This window comes from Streptomyces sp. LZ34 (assembly GCF_053890475.1).
Genome location: NZ_CM132680.1, coordinates 2439797 through 2457855, shown reverse-complemented (window position 1 = coordinate 2457855; position 18059 = coordinate 2439797). Strand labels below are relative to the sequence as shown.

14 protein-coding genes are annotated in these 18059 nt (G+C 72.9%); 5 read left to right on the top strand and 9 right to left on the bottom strand.

Translation table 11 applies throughout. The features are described from left to right. Positions 1–45: 45 nt before the first annotated feature. Both ACWY4P_RS08895 and ACWY4P_RS08890 read left to right on the top strand, forming a co-directional pair. Positions 46–2112 carry an RICIN domain-containing protein gene (locus tag ACWY4P_RS08895; RefSeq protein WP_456209760.1) on the top strand — a complete coding sequence of 689 codons (2067 nt, stop codon included), beginning with the start codon at positions 46–48 and terminating at the stop codon, positions 2110–2112. 241 nt (positions 2113–2353) lie between these two features. Beyond that, a complete protein-coding gene (locus tag ACWY4P_RS08890; RefSeq protein ID WP_456209758.1) occupies positions 2354–3313 on the top strand; it encodes an SGNH/GDSL hydrolase family protein in 960 nt (319 codons plus the stop codon). Between the two features lie 18 nt (positions 3314–3331). Here the strand turns inward: ACWY4P_RS08890 and ACWY4P_RS08885 are convergent, their stop codons facing one another. Beyond that, on the bottom strand, positions 3332–5446 hold the full coding sequence (locus ACWY4P_RS08885; RefSeq protein WP_456209756.1) for a hypothetical protein: 2115 nt from the start codon (positions 5444–5446) through the stop codon (positions 3332–3334). Between the two features lie 186 nt (positions 5447–5632). On the opposite strand from ACWY4P_RS08885, the gene ACWY4P_RS08880 reads away from it, so the two are divergent. After that, positions 5633–6589 (top strand): alpha/beta hydrolase, encoded by a 957-nt coding sequence (locus ACWY4P_RS08880; protein ID WP_456209755.1) that lies wholly within the window; start codon positions 5633–5635, stop codon positions 6587–6589. A gap of 10 nt (positions 6590–6599) precedes the next feature. On the opposite strand, the gene ACWY4P_RS08875 is transcribed toward ACWY4P_RS08880, so the two are convergent. After that, positions 6600–7772, bottom strand: coding sequence for a PucR family transcriptional regulator (locus ACWY4P_RS08875; RefSeq protein WP_456209753.1), 1173 nt, complete (start codon positions 7770–7772; stop codon positions 6600–6602). 27 nt (positions 7773–7799) lie between these two features. On the opposite strand from ACWY4P_RS08875, the gene ACWY4P_RS08870 reads away from it, so the two are divergent. After that, positions 7800–8801 carry an extracellular catalytic domain type 1 short-chain-length polyhydroxyalkanoate depolymerase gene (locus ACWY4P_RS08870; RefSeq protein ID WP_456209752.1) on the top strand — a complete coding sequence of 334 codons (1002 nt, stop codon included), beginning with the start codon at positions 7800–7802 and terminating at the stop codon, positions 8799–8801. On the opposite strand, the gene ACWY4P_RS08865 is transcribed toward ACWY4P_RS08870, so the two are convergent. From ACWY4P_RS08865 to ACWY4P_RS08835, 7 genes are all read right to left on the bottom strand, one after another. Next, positions 8798–9478, bottom strand: coding sequence for a response regulator (locus ACWY4P_RS08865; protein WP_456209751.1), 681 nt, complete (start codon positions 9476–9478; stop codon positions 8798–8800). The genes ACWY4P_RS08870 and ACWY4P_RS08865 overlap by 4 nt on opposite strands. Positions 9479–9659: 181 nt before the next feature. Beyond that, entirely contained in the window at positions 9660–10667 is a 1008-nt protein-coding gene (locus ACWY4P_RS08860; RefSeq protein WP_456209749.1) for a sugar phosphate isomerase/epimerase family protein, read from the bottom strand. Positions 10668–10678: 11 nt separating this feature from the next. Then, entirely contained in the window at positions 10679–11893 is a 1215-nt protein-coding gene (locus tag ACWY4P_RS08855) for a Gfo/Idh/MocA family protein (protein WP_456209747.1), read from the bottom strand. Between the two features lie 74 nt (positions 11894–11967). Continuing rightward, positions 11968–13038 (bottom strand): substrate-binding domain-containing protein, encoded by a 1071-nt coding sequence (locus ACWY4P_RS08850; protein ID WP_456209745.1) that lies wholly within the window; start codon positions 13036–13038, stop codon positions 11968–11970. Then, positions 13028–13972, bottom strand: coding sequence for an ABC transporter permease (locus ACWY4P_RS08845; protein ID WP_456212859.1), 945 nt, complete (start codon positions 13970–13972; stop codon positions 13028–13030). The genes ACWY4P_RS08850 and ACWY4P_RS08845 overlap by 11 nt, the downstream gene beginning before the upstream one ends. A gap of 137 nt (positions 13973–14109) precedes the next feature. After that, positions 14110–15648, bottom strand: coding sequence for a sugar ABC transporter ATP-binding protein (locus tag ACWY4P_RS08840; protein WP_456209743.1), 1539 nt, complete (start codon positions 15646–15648; stop codon positions 14110–14112). A 169-nt stretch (positions 15649–15817) separates the two neighbouring features. Beyond that, positions 15818–16999, bottom strand: coding sequence for an ROK family protein (locus tag ACWY4P_RS08835; RefSeq protein WP_456209741.1), 1182 nt, complete (start codon positions 16997–16999; stop codon positions 15818–15820). A gap of 300 nt (positions 17000–17299) precedes the next feature. Between ACWY4P_RS08835 and ACWY4P_RS08830 the strand changes: the two genes are divergently transcribed. Continuing rightward, positions 17300–18031, top strand: a complete 732-nt coding sequence (locus tag ACWY4P_RS08830) for a DUF1684 domain-containing protein (protein ID WP_456209739.1) — start codon at positions 17300–17302, stop codon at positions 18029–18031. The last annotated feature ends 28 nt before the right edge of the window (positions 18032–18059 follow it).

Sequence of the window (18059 nt, the reverse complement as noted above, 5' to 3'; positions counted from 1 at the left end):
CATGCCGTCCCACCGAAGCGACCACTGACGAGCTGGGAGCACACGATGGAACGCCGTACCCGCACAAGACGCCTCCTGGGGGCCATCGGCGTCACCGCCCTGGCCACGGGCGCCGCCCTGATCAGCGCACCGTCCCCGCAGGCGGAGGCGCAGGCGCAGGCGGAGGCCGTGACCGTCCGGCCCGACCCCTCCTATCAGCAGCAGAAGTTCGAGGGCTGGGGCACCAGCCTGGTCTGGTTCGCCAATGTCACCGGCGGTTACCCCGAGGAGATACGCCAGAAGCTGGCCGCGCTCCTCTTCGGCGACGACGGCCTGGCCCTGAACATCGCCCGCTACAACATCGGCGGCGGCAACGCCCCGGACGTCAAGGACTACCTGCGCGCCGGAGGGGCGGTCCCGGGCTGGTGGAAGGCGCCCGAAGGCACCACCCGCGAGGACACCGACTGGTGGGGCGCCGACGACCCGGCTGACTGGAACCCGGACGCCGACGCGAAGCAGCGCTGGTGGGTGGACCGGATCAAGGGCGACATCGACCACTGGGAGACGTTCAGCAACTCTCCGCCGTGGTTCATGACCACCAGCGGCTACGTCTCCGGCGGCTTCAACGCCACCGCCGACCAGCTCAAGACCGACTCCGTCGACGACTTCGCCGCCTATCTGGCCGGCGCCACCAAGCGGCTGGAGAAGGCGCACGGCATCAAGGTCGACACCGTCGACCCCTTCAACGAGCCCAACACCAACTACTGGAGCACCCGCCTGGGAGCCGACGGCCAGCCCGTCGGCGGCCGCCAGGAAGGGGCCCACATCGGCCCCGAACTCCAGCAGAAGGTGATCCGCGCCCTGGCCCCCGCCCTGAAGCAGGCCAGGACCGGCGCGAAGATCTCGGCGATGGACGAGACGAACCCGAACATCTTCGCCCAGAACTGGAACACGTACCCGAAGGAGGTGCGTGACCTGGTCGGCCAGATGAATGTGCACACCTACGGCACCGGCGGCCGCACTGCCGTACGCGACCTGGCCAAGGCTGCGGACAAGCCGCTGTGGATGAGCGAGGTCGAGGGCGACTGGGGCGACGGCCAGGACTTCCAGGACATGCGGCCCGGCCTCGGACTGGCCCAGCACATCGTCGACGACCTGCGTGAACTCGAGCCCCGGGCCTGGGTCTTCTGGCAGCCGGTCGAGGACTACGACAACATGAAGCCCGGCGGGGAGTCCGCCAAGGGTGGCAACTGGGGCAGCATCCAGCTTCCGTTCAGCTGCACCTCGAAGGACACCCTCAAGACCTGCCCGATCCGCACCAACACCAAGTTCGACACCGCCAGGAACTTCACTCACTACATCAAGCCCGGTGACCGGCTGGTGAAGGTCGACGACACCTCCAGCGCCGCCGCCGTCTCCCGGCGGGGCAACGGCGCCACCGTCGTCCACGTCAACAGCACCACCGCCGAGCGCACGGTCACCATCGACCTGTCCAAGTTCGCCGACGTCTCCCGCGGCGCCACCGTCACCCCCGTCGTGACCAGCGCCGAGGGCAAGCTCGAGCGGCACCGCCCGATCGCGGTCACCGACCGGCGCGCCACCTTCACCGTGCCGGCCGAATCGGTGACCTCCTTCCTCGTCAACGGGGTGTCCGGCACCGCGAAGGACGCCCCGCTGCTGCGCAAGGGCCACACCTACCAGCTGACCGGCGCCCAGAGCGGCAAGGCGCTCACCGTCGCGGAAGGCGGCACCGGCCTCGTCATCAAGACCGCGAGCGCCGACGCGGCCGACGCCACCCAGCGCTGGCAGCTCCGTCAGCTCAGCGGCGACGGCAACCGGCAGCGGTATGTGTTCACCAACGCGGCGGACGGCAAGCGCCTCGCCGTCCGGGACGGCGCCGCGGTCCTGGAACCCGACCACGGCGCCCGCGACAAGGCCACCCGGTGGATCATGTCGACGACCGGCGATGGCACCTGGACCCTCGTCAACGCCGCCACCGGCACCCTCCTGGAGGTCTCCGGCCAGGCCACGCACGACGGGGCCACCGTCTCCACCTGGCAGCCGAACTCAGGCGCCAACCAGCGCTGGAAGGTGACCGACGTGACGACCGGTCGCTCCGGCTCGGCCGCATAGCGCCTCACGGCGGACAACGGCTCGCCGAACACCGCTGCCCCCGCCACGGATTCTCCCGTGGCGGGGGCAGCGTCATATACGGCCGAGGCCGGCCCCGCTCACGCTCACCGGCTCCAGGGCGATACGAGCCGCGGCGGATTCAATGCGCCGCGTCAATCGTCCACGCCCTGCCGGGCACCTCGGAGAGGAACCCTTCGTGCGAAAGTCCGTTGTCGCCACGCTCGTGGCTCTGGGAACGTGCTTGTCCGCCGCGACCCCGGCCGCCGGTGCCCCCACCGCCGCCGCCCCCTCGGCGGAGGCCGTCCGCACCGTGTTCATCGGCGACTCCTATACGGCCAACTTCGGCATCGGCCCCGTCGGCACCACACCCGCCCTGTGCTTCAGGGCCAACGACAACTATCCCGCGGTGGCCGTCGGCGAGCTGGCCGAGGAGGGCGTCCCGCTGGACGTCCAGGCAGATGTGTCCTGTGGCAGTGCGCAGATCCACCACGTATGGGAGTCGCAGGATCTCCTGCAAGGCACCGTCGTACCGCAGAAGAACGCCCTGCGCCCGGACACCCAGCTGGTGGTGGGCAGCCTCGGCGGCAACACGGTGGGCTTCGCCCGCATCATGAAGCAGTGTTCGGAGCGGCTCCGGGGCAGCGACGGAGTGCTGCTGCCCGCCGACCCGGTGGACGAGGACTCACCGGCCTCCGCCTGCCGTGAGTTCTTCCAGCACGGCGCCGGGGCCGACTGGCTCGACGAGCGGTTCCTGACGGCGGAGCGGGACCTGCGAAGGATGTTCCGCGAGATCCGTGAAACGGCCTCCGGCGCGGACACCGTGCTGGTGGGCTATCCCAGGATCGTGCCCGAGGACACGTCCGCGTGCCTCGAACCCATCCCTGGCGGCACCGAGAAACCGCTCGCCGACATCAATGAGGACGCGCTGACGTTCCTGGACAAGGAGGTCCAGGCGCCCCTCAACGACCTGATGGAGCACGAGGCGCAGGCCGCGGGCGCCTCATTCGTCGACGTCTACCACCAGACCGGCGCCCACACCGCGTGCGGCGGCGAGCAACGGGGCGTCGGTGCCATGCTGGAGAAGTCCGAAGTGAGCCTGCTCGGACTGCGGCTGCCGTGGTTCGTGCACCCGAATCGCACCGGGCGCGATCTGCAGGCAGGGCTGGTCGCGGAGACGATCAAGAAGATCACGACCGCCTGACCCGCTTCCAACCACCCGTCACGGCAGGTCGATGTCGTATCCGCCGGCGGCCTCGATCAGCCACATCAGCGCCCTTCGGCCGCCGTACGGGTGGCCGTCCACGCCGAGCCGTACCCAGCCGCTGGTCCTGGTGGTGGCGCCGCTCTCCCAGAAGCGCCAGCTGCGGGAATCGGCCAGTCCTTCGGGGTCGAAGAGGTCGAGCCAGTCGGCGAGCCGCCAGTCCGCCGTCGCGTTGGCGATCGCCTCGGCCTGCCGCTGACGCTGCGTCAGGTCGCGCCACCGGGCCAGCCAGGTGCCGGGATCCGTCCGCCCAGGTGGGGACTCGGGGGCGCAGCGCTGGACGAACCACTCGGGGAGAAGGGCGGGCCACTCCTCGTCGGCCGGCCAGTTCCCGGCGGGGGCCGTGGCGTGTTCGAGGACGGCGAGCAGCACGTCTCGGATCAGGCCGACCGTGGCGCGGGCATCCCGGGCGGTGAACGTGGCCCTCAGCTCGATGAGCGGATTGACCGTATCGGGGTGGGGGCCGTGGCGGGCCCTGAGCAGCTCTGCCGTGCAGGAGATCGGGTCCAGCCCCTCGTACAGGAGCTGGCGGGTGCGGTGGGGGAGGGCCGCCGCGGCGGCGTCGGTCAGGGCGAGCAGATCGGCGCGCTGTTCGGCCGTGGTGTCGAGGTACGCCACCGCGCGCCCGCGCCCCGGCGCCGGATGCAGCCCGCGGGCCAGGGCCGTGACGTCCGCGGCCACGCGGGCGGACAGCCGGGGGTCGGGGTCGGCGGCCAGCGGCAGGAGAGTACGCAGCCGGGCCACGGGTCCGGATTCGGGCCCGGATTCGGGTTCGGACAGCAACCGGTAGCCGGCGCGGCGTACGGCCGCACGGGGGTCGGCGAGCAGTGCGGCGGCCAGGCCGGGCGGCAGCTTTGCGGTATGCGGGCGCAGTGCGGTGACGGCTTGGCGGATCACCTTGGCCGAGGGGTCGCGCAGCAGGGGGACGACACGGTCGGCCGGCGCCGCGCCGAGGGTGCGCAGCGCGTGCAGCGCATGGGCGCGGATCGCGGCTTGTGGGTGGTCGAGCAGGGGGAGAAGCAGCTGGGCGTCGGCGGCGCTTCCGATCTCGGCGAGCCCGTCGACGGCCCCGGTCGGCGGCTGCGGGGCGCTCACCGCCGCGCGGTAGTGGGCGGGCACGTCGGTGCCGGTGCGGCGGGCGGCGTCCCGCGCCACGGCCCGGACCAGGCCCGCCGGGTCGTCCAGTGCCCCCGTGGCCTCTTCCGGGTGTCCCGCGCGTATCAGCCCGGTCAGGGCGGTGGCCCGTACCTCGCGGTGGCGCGCGGCGGCCAGCCGCCGCAGCAGGTCGGCCCGGTCGGTCCAGACCGCCTCGCGGGCGGCCGCCTCGGCCGCCCGGGCCCGTATCCGTACGTCGGTGTCGCCCTCCGCCAGCGAGATCAGCACCCGGAGGGAGAGGCGACCGGTCGCCCCCGCCACCTCGAGCGCGAACCGCCGCTGTTCGCGCAGCGGGGAGGTGAGCAAGCCCTCCAACAGGGCCGCTCCGGGGGCGGACAGCAGCGCGGCGAGGACCTGTCGGCGGGCGAAGTCGCCGCGCCGGCGGCGGTCGGCGAGCAGCGCGGTCGGCGCCGCGGCCGGGACGAACCGCGCCGGGTCCCGCTGCAGCAGGTCAGTCAGGCCCGCCCGGGCCCGCTCGCGCACCTGACGGACCCAGTCGCCGGTGCGCAGCACCAGGAAGGGCATGAGTTCGGGGCTCGGCCGGTCCAGGATCCGGCGGACCGCGCGTTCGCGGACCCGCCCGTCGCCGTGCGAGCAGGCGAACGCCAGCGCCACGGGGCGGTCGTACTCCGGCGTGGGCGGCGTCGCCTTCGGGTCCACGGAGGTGGACCACAACGGGCGCAACTGCACCCACCGCACCTGCCCGTCCAGCCGCAGGACGACGCCCGGCCGCTTGCCGAGCATGCGCAGCGCCGCCGTGGCGTCGGTGGCGTCGCCCGTCGCCTCACCGGCCGTGTCGAGGTGCGTCAGGGCGTCGACCAAGTCGTCGATGGTGCCCTCCCTGACCTCGGAGAGACCGGACAGGACTGCCTGGAACCGCTCCAGGGGAGCCGGACGCGTCGGGGATTTGCTGGTCACCGGCCCATGGTGCCTGATCGACGGGGCCGCCGCCGGTCGATTTCCGGCGCGGCCGGCCAGGCGGTGCCCCATGAACGCACGGGACGGGAGTGTCTGGTGGGGCCGCACGGAAGTCGGGCGAGGGGGACCGTTGTCCCGACGCCTGTCTGATGACCCGCGCGGCCGCCCCGTGGCACGGTGTGGGACATGGCCTACGACTACCCGTTCGACCCCGAACTCGCCGCGGCCGTGGCCTTGATCCCTTCGGTCGACCTCGCCGACCTGGCCGCCGCGCGGGCCGCGCAGGCGCGGGAGGTCGCCGGGCGGCTCGCGGCCGTGGACGGCGCGGGGGTGGAGGTCGGACAGGCGGTGGCGCCCGGGCCGGAGGGCGCGCCGGACGTGGCGCTGCGCACCTACCGGCCGCGGGGCGCGGCCGGGCCGCTGCCCGCCGTCTTCAGCATCCACGGCGGCGGCTTCATGCTGGGCTCGCCGGACGTGGACCACGCCTTCAACCTGCGCCTGTGCCGCGAGCTTGACGCCGTGGTGGTCTCGCCGGACTACCGGCTGGCGCCCGAACATCCCTTCCCCGCCGGTCTGGAGGACTGTTACGCCGGGCTGTGCCTGCTGGCGAAGGGCGATGCGGGGCCGGCCGTGGCGGCCGACCGGATCGCGGTTCTCGGTGACAGCTCCGGGGCGGGCATGGCCACCGCGCTGACGATGCTCGCCCACCTCCGCGGCGGCCCCGGGATCCGCTTCCAGTTCCTGGGCAGCCCCGCGCTCGACGACCGGCTGGACACGCCGAGCGCGCGGGCCTTCACCGACACGCCCGTATGGACCCGCGACCTCGCCCGGCAGAGCTGGGAGGCGTACCTCGGCGCCGGGGTGCCCGGTACGGGGGACGTGCCGCCGTACGCGGCCCCCGCCCGGGCCGGCGTGGCCGAGCTGCGGGGGCTGCCGCCCGCCTACGTCGCGGTGATGCAGTTCGACCCGCTGCGCGACGAGGGCATCGATTACGCGCGCGCCCTGCTGGCCGCCGGTGTCCCGACCGAGCTGCACCTCTTCCCGGGCACCTTCCACGGCGCGGCGGCCGTGGAGTACGCCGGGGTGGCGCGGCGCATGAGCGACGAGACGGTCACGGTCCTGCGGCGGGCGCTGGGCCGATGAGCGGCCGCCTTCAGTCCGGTGCGGCGGCCAAGCGTCTGGCGTACAGGGCGAGTTGGGCGTGGAAGCGGTGTTCGGGGTCGCGTAGCCGCCAGCCCAGTGCCGCCTCCACATGGGCCAGCCGCGCGGCCACGGAGCTGTGGTGCAGATGCAGTTCCGCGGCGGCCTGGCGCAGCGAGCCGGTGCGGCAGAAGGCGGCCAGGGCGGCGATGGTGAGGCATCCGTTCGGCTGGGTGGCCAGCGCGTCCAGCTGCCGCGCCTCGGGCAGCGCGCCCAGCCGCGCCGCCGGGATGTCGGCCAGCAGCGCGACCGGGCCGAGCGCGTCGTGGTCGGCCACCGCCTCGCGCGGGCTGCCCGCCACCGCGAACCGCAGCGCCGTGCACGCTTGGCGCCAGGAGTCGCGGGCCGCCAGCGCGGGGACCAGGCCGCCGACGCCGACCCGCAGCCGGCGCGCCGCGTCGCGCGGCACTCCCGGGCCGCGGAGGGGGTCGGCCACCGCGGCCTGTAGTGCCGGGGCCGGTGAGCCGGCCGCCCCGTCCGGGGGCTGCACCAGGACCGTGCCCCAGGGGCCGGTCCGGGTGACCCGGACGACGGCCTCGAGCCCCGCGCGGCCGAGCAGCGCGACCGCGTCCAGGCCCGCGTCGACGGCCGGGGCGCCGCGCACCGCCACCATCCGCAGCGGCAGTTCGGGGGCCAGGCCCAGCAGCCGTAGCGCGCGGGCGCGGTCGTGGTCGGATTCGCGCTCGGACAGCACCAGTTCCATCAGCGCGGGATCGGCCACATCGGGCGCACTGGGGGTACGAGATGCAAGGGGCGTACGGGGCGGTGCCGGGCTGCCGCACAGGGTCCGTGCGGCGATGGCCATCCACTCGAGGATCAGGTCGTCGAACGGCCCCGGCGGCCCCGGCCGCTCCAGCCACACCCGCCCGGACGGGCCGAGCTCCGCGCCCTGGGACACCACCTCCGGCTCACCCGGGAGGGCGGCGCCGCCCGGCCCGAACCGGGCCCCGCGGCCGTCGGGCAGCTCCAGGCCCGCCGCGCACTCGGCGAGCCCCGCGGTGGACCGGGCCAGCGATGTCGCATCGAGGGCGCCGCTGCCCAGCAGCGCCTCGAAGTGGGCGATCACGCGAACCGCGGTGGCGGCATCCGCGTCGAGCGCCGAGAGCCGCAGCAGCAAGCCCTTCACAGCCACAAGTTTAGAAAGGACAGGGACATGACCAACAGCCCCCCGTCGACGGGAACCACCGACACGGCCGGAAGGCGGCGCAGAACACCCAGGTCCGTGCTCGCGGCGTTACTCGGCGGCGTCCTGCCGCTGCTGGCGTCGCTGTTCCTGCTGACACCGTCTCCCGCGGCGGCCGCCACGCTCACCGAGGTGACCGGATTCGGCAACAACCCGAGCAATCTCAGGATGTACCAGTACGTGCCGAACAACGTCGCGGCGCGACCCGCGGTCCTCGTCGCGGTGCACTACTGCACGGGCTCGGGTCCCGCGTTCTACTCCGGCACCGAGTTCGCCTCCCTGGCCGACCGCTACGGCTTCATCGTCATCTACCCGTCCGCCACCCGCAGCGGCGCCTGCTTCGACGTCTCCTCGCCGCAGGCGCTGCGGCGCGACGGGGGCAGCGACCCGGTGGGCATCGCGTCGATGGTCCGCTATGCCCTCCAGCGCAACAACGCCGACCCCGGCCGGGTCTATGTCACCGGAGCCTCCTCGGGCGCCATGATGACCAACGTGCTGCTCGGCGACTACCCGGACGTGTTCAAGGCGGGCGCCGCGTTCGCGGGCGTGCCCTTCGGCTGCTTCGCCACCACGGACGGATCGGGCTGGAACACCGCCTGCGCCAACGGCACGATCACCAAGACACCGCAGCAGTGGGGCGATCTGGCCCGCGCGGCCTACCCCGGATACACGGGCGCCCGGCCGAGGATGCAGCTGTGGCACGGCACCGAGGACGCCACCCTGCGCTATCCGAACTTCGGTGAGGAGATCAAGCAGTGGACCAATGTCCTCGGGGTGAGCCAGACACCCGCGAGCACGGACCGTCCGCAGACCAACTGGACCCGCACCCGCTACGGAGCCACCGGTGACCGGGCCCCGGTCGAGGCCATCAGCGTCCAGGGCACGGGACACTCGCTTCCGCTCGCCGGCATGGCCGCCCGGGCCATCACCTTCTTCGGCCTGGACAGCCAGGGCCTGGACAGCCAGCGCTAGTCGCGCGGCGGCGCGGGACGTACCAGCCCCGACTGGTACGCGATGACGACCAGCTGGGCGCGGTCCCGCGCGCCCAGCTTGGTCATGGCACGGTGCACGTGGGTGCGTACCGTCAGGGGGCTGACCACGAGCACCTCGGCGATCTCGGCGTTGGACTTCCCCTCGGCCGCCAGGGCCATCACCTCCCGCTCGCGGGCGGTGAGCGAGGCGAGCAGCTCGCTCGGCGCCAGCGGGGTTTCGGGGTCGGGGGCGGAGAGGAAGCGGGTGATCAGGGCGCGGGTGGCCACGGGGGAGAGCAGGGAGTCGCCGGAGGCCACGGTGCGGATGCCGGTGAGCAGTTCGTCGGCGCCCACGTCCTTGCCGAGAAAGCCGCTCGCGCCTGCGCGGAGCGCCTGGGCCACGTATTCGTCGGTCTCGAAGGTGGTGAGGATCAGCACGCGGGTGGCGGTCAGCTCCGGGTCGGCGCAGATCGCGGCGGTCGCGGCCAGGCCGTCGGTGCCGGGCATGCGGATGTCCATGACGACGACGTCGGGGCCGTGCGCGCGGGTGAGCGTGGCCGCCTCCCCACCGTCGGCGGCCTCCGCCACCACCTCCATGTCCTCGCAGGAGTCGATCAGGATCCGGAAGGTGGCCCGCAGCAGGGTCTGGTCGTCGGCGAGCAGGACACGGATGGTCATGGGGTGCGGTCTTCTTCCGGCTCGGGGGCGCAGTGGTGCGGCGGCACATCGGCCGACCTGCTGTCACCATGGTGAGCCATCCGGCGCGGAAGCGGCCTCAGGGCCGCCCGTGACCCTCGCACGGGCGGCCCTTCCCCTCCTGAGAGCCCCGACAGAGCCCCCCGACGGTCCCGCGGCCCCCTCAGCTGTTCCCGCCGCCGAAGGCCGCGTCGAAGGAGGCGGTCGGCGGGTCGAAGTCGTACGCCTTCAGCCGCTTCAGCGCCTCGGGCGCGCCCTGGAGCCGGTCCATCCCGGCGTCCTCCCACTCCACCGACACCGGCCCGTCGTACCCGATGGAGCGCAGCATCCGGAACACGTCCTCCCACGGCACATCGCCGTGCCCGGCCGAGACGAAGTCCCAGCCGCGCCGCGGGTCGCCCCAGGGCAGATGCGAGCCGAGCCGGCCGTTGCGGCCGTCCAGCCGCTTCCGGGCCTCCTTGCAGTCCACGTGGTAGATCCGGTCGCGGAAGTCCCACAGGAAGCCGACCGGGTCGAGGTCCTGCCAGACGAAGTGGCTGGGGTCGAAGTTGAGCCCGAAGGCGGGGCGGTGGCCGACCGCTTCGAGCGCGCGCTGGGTGGTCCAGTAGTCGTACGCGATCTCGCTCGGGTGCACCTCGTGGGCGAACCGCACGCCCTCCGCGTCGAACACGTCCAGGACCGGGTTCCAGCGCTCGGCGAAGTCCTCGTAGCCGCGCTCGATCATATGCGGCGGCACCGGCGGGAACATCGCCACCAGGTGCCAGATGGACGACCCGGTGAAGCCGACGACGGTACGGACCCCGAAGGCGGCCGCGGCCCGCGCGGTGTCCGCCATCTCGGCCGCCGCCCGCCGCCGTACCCCCTCCGGGTCGCCGTCGCCCCAGATCCGGCCCGGCACGATGGCCTGGTGGCGCTCGTCGATGGGGGAGTCGCACACGGCCTGGCCGACCAGGTGGTTGGAGATGGCCCAGCACTGGAGCCCGTACTTCTCCAGCAGCTGCCGCCGGCCGTCCAGGTAGCCGGGCTCGGCGAGCGCCCGGTCCACCTCGAAGTGGTCTCCCCAGCAGGCGAGTTCGAGTCCGTCGTAGCCGAAGTCGCGGGCCAGTCGGCAGACCTCCTCGAGCGGCAGGTCGGCCCACTGTCCGGTGAAGAGAGTGAATTGTCTGGGCATGCGGGGCCTCCTCAGGCGGGTACCGGGGTGTAGACGCAGTTCTTCTCGGCGCTCTCCTCGACCGCGGCGAGCACCCGCTGCACCTGTAGCCCGTCCGCGAAGGACGGCTCGGGCTCGGTCCGTGTGTCGATGGCCAGCACCAGGTCGCGCGCCTGATGGACGAAGGTGTGCTCGTACCCGAGGGCGTGGCCGGCCGGCCACCACGCCTCCAGGTAGGGGTGTTCGGGCTCGGTGACCAGGATCCGGCGGAATCCGGCGTCGGCGGCGGGCTCGGTGTGGTCGTGGAAGTGCAGCTCGTTGAGCCGCTCCAGGTCGAAGGCGAGCGAACCGCGCTCGCCGTTGAGCTCGATCCGCAGCGCGTTCTTGCGGCCCGCCGCGAACCGGGTGGCCTCGAAGGACGCGAGCGCGCCGGAGGCCAGCCGCCCGCTGAACAGCGCCGCGTCGTCGACCGTGACCGGCCCGCGCGCGCCGCCGCCCGTCTGGCCACCGAGGCCGGTGGTCGCCGTCCCGGCGGTCGCCGCCCCGGCGGGCAGCGGCCGCTCCCGTACGAAGGTCTCGGTCAGCGCCGAGACCCCGACCAGCGGCTCGCCCGCCAGATACTGCGCGAGGTCGACGATATGGGCGCCCAGGTCGCCGAGCGCGCCGGAGCCCGCGTGCTCCCGCCGCAGCCGCCACACCAGCGGGAACTCCGGATCGACGATCCAGTCCTGCAGATACGACACCCGTACGTGCCGCAGCACCCCGAGCCGCCCGTCCCGCACCATCCGGCGGGCGTGCGCGATGGCGGGCGTGCGGCGGTAGTTGAACCCCACCATCGCGATCTGCCCGCGCTCCCGCGCCCGCCGCGCCGCCTCCACCATGGCCTCGGCCTCGGCGACCGAGTTGGCGAGCGGCTTCTCGCACAGCACGTGCTTGCCCGCTTCCAGCGCGGCGATGGCGATCTCGGCGTGGCTGTCGCCGGGCGTGCAGATGTCGACGAGCTGCACGTCGTCGCGGGCGATCAGGGCGCGCCAGTCGGTCTCGGCGGCCGCCCAGCCGTGTTTTTCGGCCGCGGCCCGCACCGCGTCCGGGTCGCGGCCGCAGACGGCGGACATGGTCGGGCGCAGCGGCAGGTCGAAGACGCGGCCCGCGGTGCGCCACCCCTGGGAGTGGGCGGCGCCCATGAAGGCGTAGCCCACCATGCCGACACCGAGAGTGGGCTTCGTTGTTTCCGCAGGACGTTCCATGGGACTCCTTCTCCGTGGGATCAGGGGCCAGATCAGGGCCAGATCAGGGGTCGGACCGGGGCCGACGGGGTGGGTTAGCTGAATCCCGTGGGGAGGTACTCGTCGACGTTGTCCTTGGTGACCACGGCGGAGTAGAGCGTCAGGGAGGCCGGGATCTCCAGCTCGGCGAGGCCGCCGACGCCCTTGCCCTGGCCGAGCGCGCGGGCGAGGTCGATGGCGGAGGCGGCCATCGTCGGCGGGTAGAGGACGGTGGCCTTCAGCACGGTGTTGTCGGCCTTGATGGCGTCCATGGCGCGCTTGGCGCCCGCGCCGCCGACCATGAGGAAGTCGTCCCGCCCGGCCTGCTGGATGGCGCGCTCGGCGCCCACGCCCTGGTCGTCGTCGTGGTTCCAGAGCGCGTCGAACTTCGAATGCGCCTGTAGCAGTTGGGCCATCTTCGACTGGCCCGACTCGACGGTGAACTCGGCGGCCTGGCGGCCGACCTTCTCGATGTTGGGGTAGTTCTTCAGCGCGTCGTCGAACCCCTTGGTGCGCTGCCCGGTCAGCTCCAGGTTGTCAAGGCCGGCCAACTCGACGACCTTCGCGTTCTTCTTGCCCTTGAGCTGCTCGCCGATGTAGCGGCCCGCGTTGAGCCCCATGCCGTAGTTGTCGCCGCCGATCCAGCAGCGGTACGCCTGCGGGGAGGCGAAGATCCGGTCGAGGTTGACGACGGGGATGCCCGCCTTCATCGCCTTCAGCCCGACCTGGGTCAGCGCCTTGCCGTCGGCGGGCAGGATGACCAGGACGTCGACCTTCTTGTTGATCAGGGTCTCGATCTGGCCGATCTGCTGGGCGGTGTCATTGGAGCCTTCGGTGATCTGGAGGGAGACGTCCTCGTACTCCTTGGCGCGCCGCTTGGCCTGCTGGTTGATGGCGTTGAGCCAGCCGTGGTCGGCCTGGGGGCCGGCGAAGCCGATGGTGACCTTCTTGCCGGGCTTGGTGTCGGCCGTGTTCGCGGCCTGCCGGCTGTCGTCCGAGCTCTCGTTGTTCTCGTTGCTGGTACAGCCGGCGGCGAAGAGCGCACCCGCGGCGGCGGTGCCGAAGAGCAGGTTTCTGCGGCTGGTGCGCATCGGCGAGTCGGCCGGGGTGCGTGGGTTATCCCTCATGGCTGGTACGACCCTTCTGGACCAGGACGGCGGCGACGATGATCGCGCCCTTGGCGATCTGCTGGACATCGGTCTGCAGGTTGTTCAGGGCGAACAGGTTGGTGATGGTGGTGAAGACGAGGACGCCGAGGACGGAGCCGGTGATGGTGCCCCGGCCGCCGCTGAGCAGCGTGCCGCCGATGATCGCGGCGGCGATGGCGTCGAGTTCGTAGAGGTTGCCGTTGGTGTTCTGGCCGGAGCCGGTGAGGATGATCAGCATGAACGCGGCGATGCCGCAGCACAGCCCGGACAGCAGATACAGCAGCAGGCGCTGTCGTTTGACGTCGATGCCCGCGAGCCGGGCGGCCTCCGCGTTGCCGCCGACGGCGATGGTGCGCCGGCCGAAGGTCGTACGGTTCAGCACCAGCCAGCCGACCACGGTGACCAAGGCGAAGATCATCACAAGCGGCGGGATGCCCAGCACGTACGAGTCGGGCAGCCCCAGGTCCAGGACCGGCTGCACGGTGACGACCTGCGTCTTGCCGTCGCTGATATGCAGCGCGAGGCCGCGGGCCGAGGCGAGCATGGCGAGGGTGGCGATGAAGGGCACCATGCCGCCGTACGCGATGAGCACGCCGTTGACCAGACCGCAGCCGAGCCCGACGAGGACGGCGCACATCAGGATGCCGCCGAGCCCGAAGTCCTGGGTGGCCAGCGTCGTGGCCCACACGGAGGCGAGGGCGACCATCGCGCCGACGGACAGGTCGATGCCGCCGCTGGTGATGACGAAGGTCATGCCGACGGTGACGACGCCGATGACGGACGCCTGGGTGAGCACGAGTTGCAGATTGCCGGTGCTCAGGAATTCGTCGGGCTTGGTGAAGCCGCCCACGGCGATCAGCACCGCGAGGACCCCGACCAGGGACAGGTTGCGCAGGTCGGCGAGCGCCCACAGCCGGTCGCGCGCGGAGCGTCCGACGACCGGCGGAGGTCCGGCGGGTGTGCCGGGCGGGCTCTCCTTGGTGAGCGTGGCGGTGGGTTCGGGGACGGCGTCCGCGGGGGCGGCGGACACCGGCCGCCCCCCGGGTTGGTTCAGCACGACGGGCTCCCTTCCATGACGAGGTCGAGGACGCGGTGTTCGTCCAGCTCCCGCGCGGGCGCGGTGTGTACGACGCGGCCTTCGCGGAGCACCAGCACCCGGTCGGCCAGGCCGAGGACCTCGGGCAGTTCGCTGGAGACGAGCAGGACGGCCACGCCGTCGTCGGCGAGGCGTCGGATCAGGGCGTACAGCTCGGCGCGGGCGCCCACGTCGACGCCGCGCGTGGGCTCGTCCAGCAGCAGTACGCGGCAGCCGCGCAGCAGCCAGCGGGCGAGCACGGCTTTTTGCTGGTTGCCGCCGGACAGGGTCCGCACCGGGCGCTCGGGGTCGTCCGGGCGCAGCGACAGATCCCGTACGGCCTCCCGGGCCGCGCTCCGTTCGGCCTTGCGGTCCAGCCACCCGGCGCGCGAGAAGCGGGCCAGCGAGGACACCGAGACGTTGCGGGTGACGGACTCCAGCATCAACAGCCCCTGGGCCTTGCGCTCCTCGGGGGCGAGGCCGAGCCCGGCGCGTACGGCGGCGGTGACGCTGCCGGGGCGCAGCGGGCGCCCGTCGACGAGGACGCGGCCGGCGGTCGGCCGCCGGGCCCCGTAGACGGTCTCCAGGATTTCCGAGCGGCCGGAGCCGACGAGGCCGGCCAGCCCCACGATCTCGCCGGGGCGCAGGTCCAGGTCGAGCGGCTCGAACTCGCGTGCCCTGGCCAGCCCCTCCAGCCGCAGCACGGGAGGGGCGCCGCCCGGGTCCGCGGTCCCCGCGGCCCCTTCGGCCCGCTCAGGGAAGGCGTACTCGACGTCGCGGCCGGTCATCAGGGCGACGATCTCGCGGGTCGGGGTGGTGCGGGCGGGGAGTCCGCGGGCGGCGACGCGGCCGTCCTTGAGGACGGAGACGCGGTCGCCGATGCGGCGGATCTCCTCCAGCCGGTGGGAGATGTAGACGACGGCGACGCCGCTCGCGGTCAGGTCGGCGACGATGCGGAAGAGGTTGTCCACCTCGTCGGGGTCGAGGGCGGCGGACGGCTCGTCCATGACGATCAGGCGCACGTCGTGGGAGAGGGCGCGGGCCATGGAGACGATCTGCTGTCCGGCCGCGGAGAGCGTGCCGACCAGCGCGTCCGGGGCGATCTCGGGGTGGCCGAGGCGGGCGAGGAGGTCGGCGGTGGCGGCGCGGGCCGAGCGGGGGCGCAGAAACCCGCCGGTGGCGAGCTCATGGCCGAGGAAGACGTTCTCGGCCACGGACAGCCCCTCCACCAGGTCGAGTTCCTGGTAGATGGTGGCGATGCCCAGGCGCATGGCGGCGACCGGCGACTTGAGCCGCACCGGGTGGCCCTGCCAGCGGATCTCGCCGTGGTCGGGCTGGTGGGCCCCGGCCAGCACCTTGATGAGGGTGGACTTGCCCGCGCCGTTCTGGCCGAGCAGACAGTGGACCTCGCCCGCCTCGACGTCGAGGTCGACCCCGTCGAGGGCCCGTACGCCGGGGAAGGACTTGACGATCGCGGACATGGTGAGCAGTGGTGGTGGTTCGGGCGGTGCCATGGCGGGCCTCCTCGGCGGTGTGCCGGTGAGTGGGCAGGGCTGATCGCGGAGCGGCGGGGGGTGGTGTGGTGCGCGTGGTGCGTCGTGCGGGATGCGGGGTGAGGCGCGCGTCGCGCGGTTTACGGGTGTGCGGTGCGTGCGGTGAGTGTGGTGCGTGTGGTGTGTCGGGTCAGGCCGGGGAGAAGAGGTGGTCGCTGATCAGGCGGGCCGCCCCGGTGACCCCGGCCACGGGGCCGAGTTCGCCCAGCACGATGGGGAGGTTGCCGGTGGCCAGCGGCAGTGACTGGCGGTAGACCTGGGTGCGGATGGCGGCGAGCAGGGTGTGGCCGAGGCCGGTCACCCCGCCGCCGATCACCACCAGGCCGGGGTTGAAGAAGCTGACGAGCGAGGCGAGGACCTGGCCGGTGCGGGTGCCGCCGTCGCGGATGAGGTCGAGCGCGGCGGCGTCGCCCGCCGCGGCGGCGGCGGCGACATCGGTGGCGGCGAGGCTCCCGGCGGCCTCCAGCCGGGTGGCCAGTTCGGCGGACCGGCCCTCCCGCGCGGCCGCCTCGGCGTCGCGGGCGAGCGCCGCGCCGCCGAAGTACGCCTCCAGGCAGCCGCGGTTGCCGCAGGCGCACGGCCGGCCGTCGGGTTCGGCCTGGATATGGCCGATGTCGCCCGCGCTGCCGGTCGTACCGCGGTAGACCTCGCCCCCGACCACGATGCCGCAGCCGATGCCCGTGCCGATCTTGACGCAGAGGAAGTCCTTCGCGGAGCGCGCGACGCCCGCCTGCTGCTCTCCCATCGCCATCAGGTTCACGTCGTTGTCCACCATGACGGGGCAGCCCAGCTCCTGGCTGAGCGCCTCCCGTACGGGGAAGCCGTCCCACCCGGGCATGATCGGCGGCGCGACGGGCACCCCCTCGGGGAAGCGCACCGGGCCCGGGACCCCGATCCCGGCCCCGTCGAACCCCTCGGCCACACCGGACGCCCGGAGCTTCGCGGCCATGGCCAGGACCTGCTCGAAGACCGCGACCGGGCCCTCGCGCACATCCATGGGCTGGGTGAGGTGGCCGAGCACCTCCAGCTCGGCGTTGGTGACGGCCACGTCGACCGAGGTGGCGCCGATGTCGACGCCGAGGAAGCGCAGCGTGGGCGCGAGACGGATGTTGTGCGAGCGGCGCCCGCCGCGGGAGGCGGCGAGCCCGTCGGCGATCACGAGCCCGGTGTCGAGCAGCCGGTCGACCTCCACGGCCAGCCGGGAGCGCGAGAGGTCCATCCGGTCGCCCAGCTGCGCCCGGGAGGTGGGTCCCCCGTCGCGCAGCAAGCGCAGCAGACGCGCCTGATGGGCGTTCGCGGGTCGTGCCGTCATGCGCCTCACACTGCCCCTCCCGCCGTCATCGGCATGCCACTGGTCGGGCTTTCACGGGGAACGTAGCAGCGGTAGCCCGGCGTGGGAAGAACTTACGCTGCAATCGATGCAGACTTTCTCCTGTCTCAGGACAAAGCCTCGCTGAGCCTGTCGCCCGCACCCCCCTGTGAGGCGGTCCCGTCTCGCCATGTGGTGCGAATTTGACATTAGGTCGACTTATGGATGATAAAGAAAGCCCTTTGGGTTATTCACGCAGCGTGATCATCGAGGCGTGACGCACTCCGAAATGAGCCACCCGCCGTGACCCGCACCACCACCCCGGATCAGCCGACCGTCGACCCCGCCGCGGCCTGGGAGGCCTGGCGCGCCCGGCGTCGGCGTTCGGTCACCTCCGCCACCGGGAACCTCGCCCTCGTCGAGACCCGCTGGTCGCCGGCCGGTGAGCGCCCCGACCTCGACGCGGCCCGCGCGGGGCAGCCGGAGCAGGTGACCGTCACCACCCTCGCCCGCACCGATCTGGTCACCGGCGAGCCCGAGCACGGCCTGCGCTTCTGGGACGCCCGGTCGCCGGCCATCCGCCACTTCGAGCGCATCGACGCCTTCCCGTACGACCCGGCATGGGTCCTCGAAGCCACCTACCACCCGGTGCCGGGCGCCCGGCGCGTCGCGTTCGAGCACATCCGGGACAACGGCGGCACCCGCGACCTGGTCGTGCCGGGCGACATCGCGCTCATCGTGGACGGCCGCGACTACACGCTCAGCGCCTTCGACGACGACGGCACCCTGCTGCTCGTCTTCGGCGACCCCACCAACGGCGACACCACCTACGGCGCCGGGCGCTTCCTCTTCGTGGAGCGCACCGCCGACCCGGGCCGGGTCCGCCTGGACTTCAACCGCGCCTTCGTGCCGCCCTGCGGATTCTCCGACCAGTACAACTGTCCGATGCCGCCGCGGCAGAACCGCTTCCACCTGCCCGTCGAGGCCGGTGAGCAGCGCCCGGTCTTCCGCGACGGCTTCCCCGCGCAGCACTGATCCCTCCGCAGCACCCCCCTCCGCAGCA

Excerpts from the sequence above, each read along its gene's own strand:
- ACWY4P_RS08835 (WP_456209741.1), bottom strand. The coding sequence starts at position 16,999 with ATGACGGCACGACCCGCGAACGCCCATCAGGCGCGTCTGCTGCGCTTG.
- ACWY4P_RS08865 (WP_456209751.1), bottom strand. The coding sequence starts at position 9,478 with ATGACCATCCGTGTCCTGCTCGCCGACGACCAGACCCTGCTGCGGGCC.
- ACWY4P_RS08840 (WP_456209743.1), bottom strand. The coding sequence starts at position 15,648 with ATGGCACCGCCCGAACCACCACCACTGCTCACCATGTCCGCGATCGTC.
- ACWY4P_RS08850 (WP_456209745.1), bottom strand. The coding sequence starts at position 13,038 with ATGAGGGATAACCCACGCACCCCGGCCGACTCGCCGATGCGCACCAGC.
- ACWY4P_RS08870 (WP_456209752.1), top strand. The coding sequence starts at position 7,800 with ATGACCAACAGCCCCCCGTCGACGGGAACCACCGACACGGCCGGAAGG.
- ACWY4P_RS08860 (WP_456209749.1), bottom strand. The coding sequence starts at position 10,667 with ATGCCCAGACAATTCACTCTCTTCACCGGACAGTGGGCCGACCTGCCG.
- ACWY4P_RS08895 (WP_456209760.1), top strand. The coding sequence starts at position 46 with ATGGAACGCCGTACCCGCACAAGACGCCTCCTGGGGGCCATCGGCGTC.
- ACWY4P_RS08880 (WP_456209755.1), top strand. The coding sequence starts at position 5,633 with ATGGCCTACGACTACCCGTTCGACCCCGAACTCGCCGCGGCCGTGGCC.
- ACWY4P_RS08855 (WP_456209747.1), bottom strand. The coding sequence starts at position 11,893 with ATGGAACGTCCTGCGGAAACAACGAAGCCCACTCTCGGTGTCGGCATG.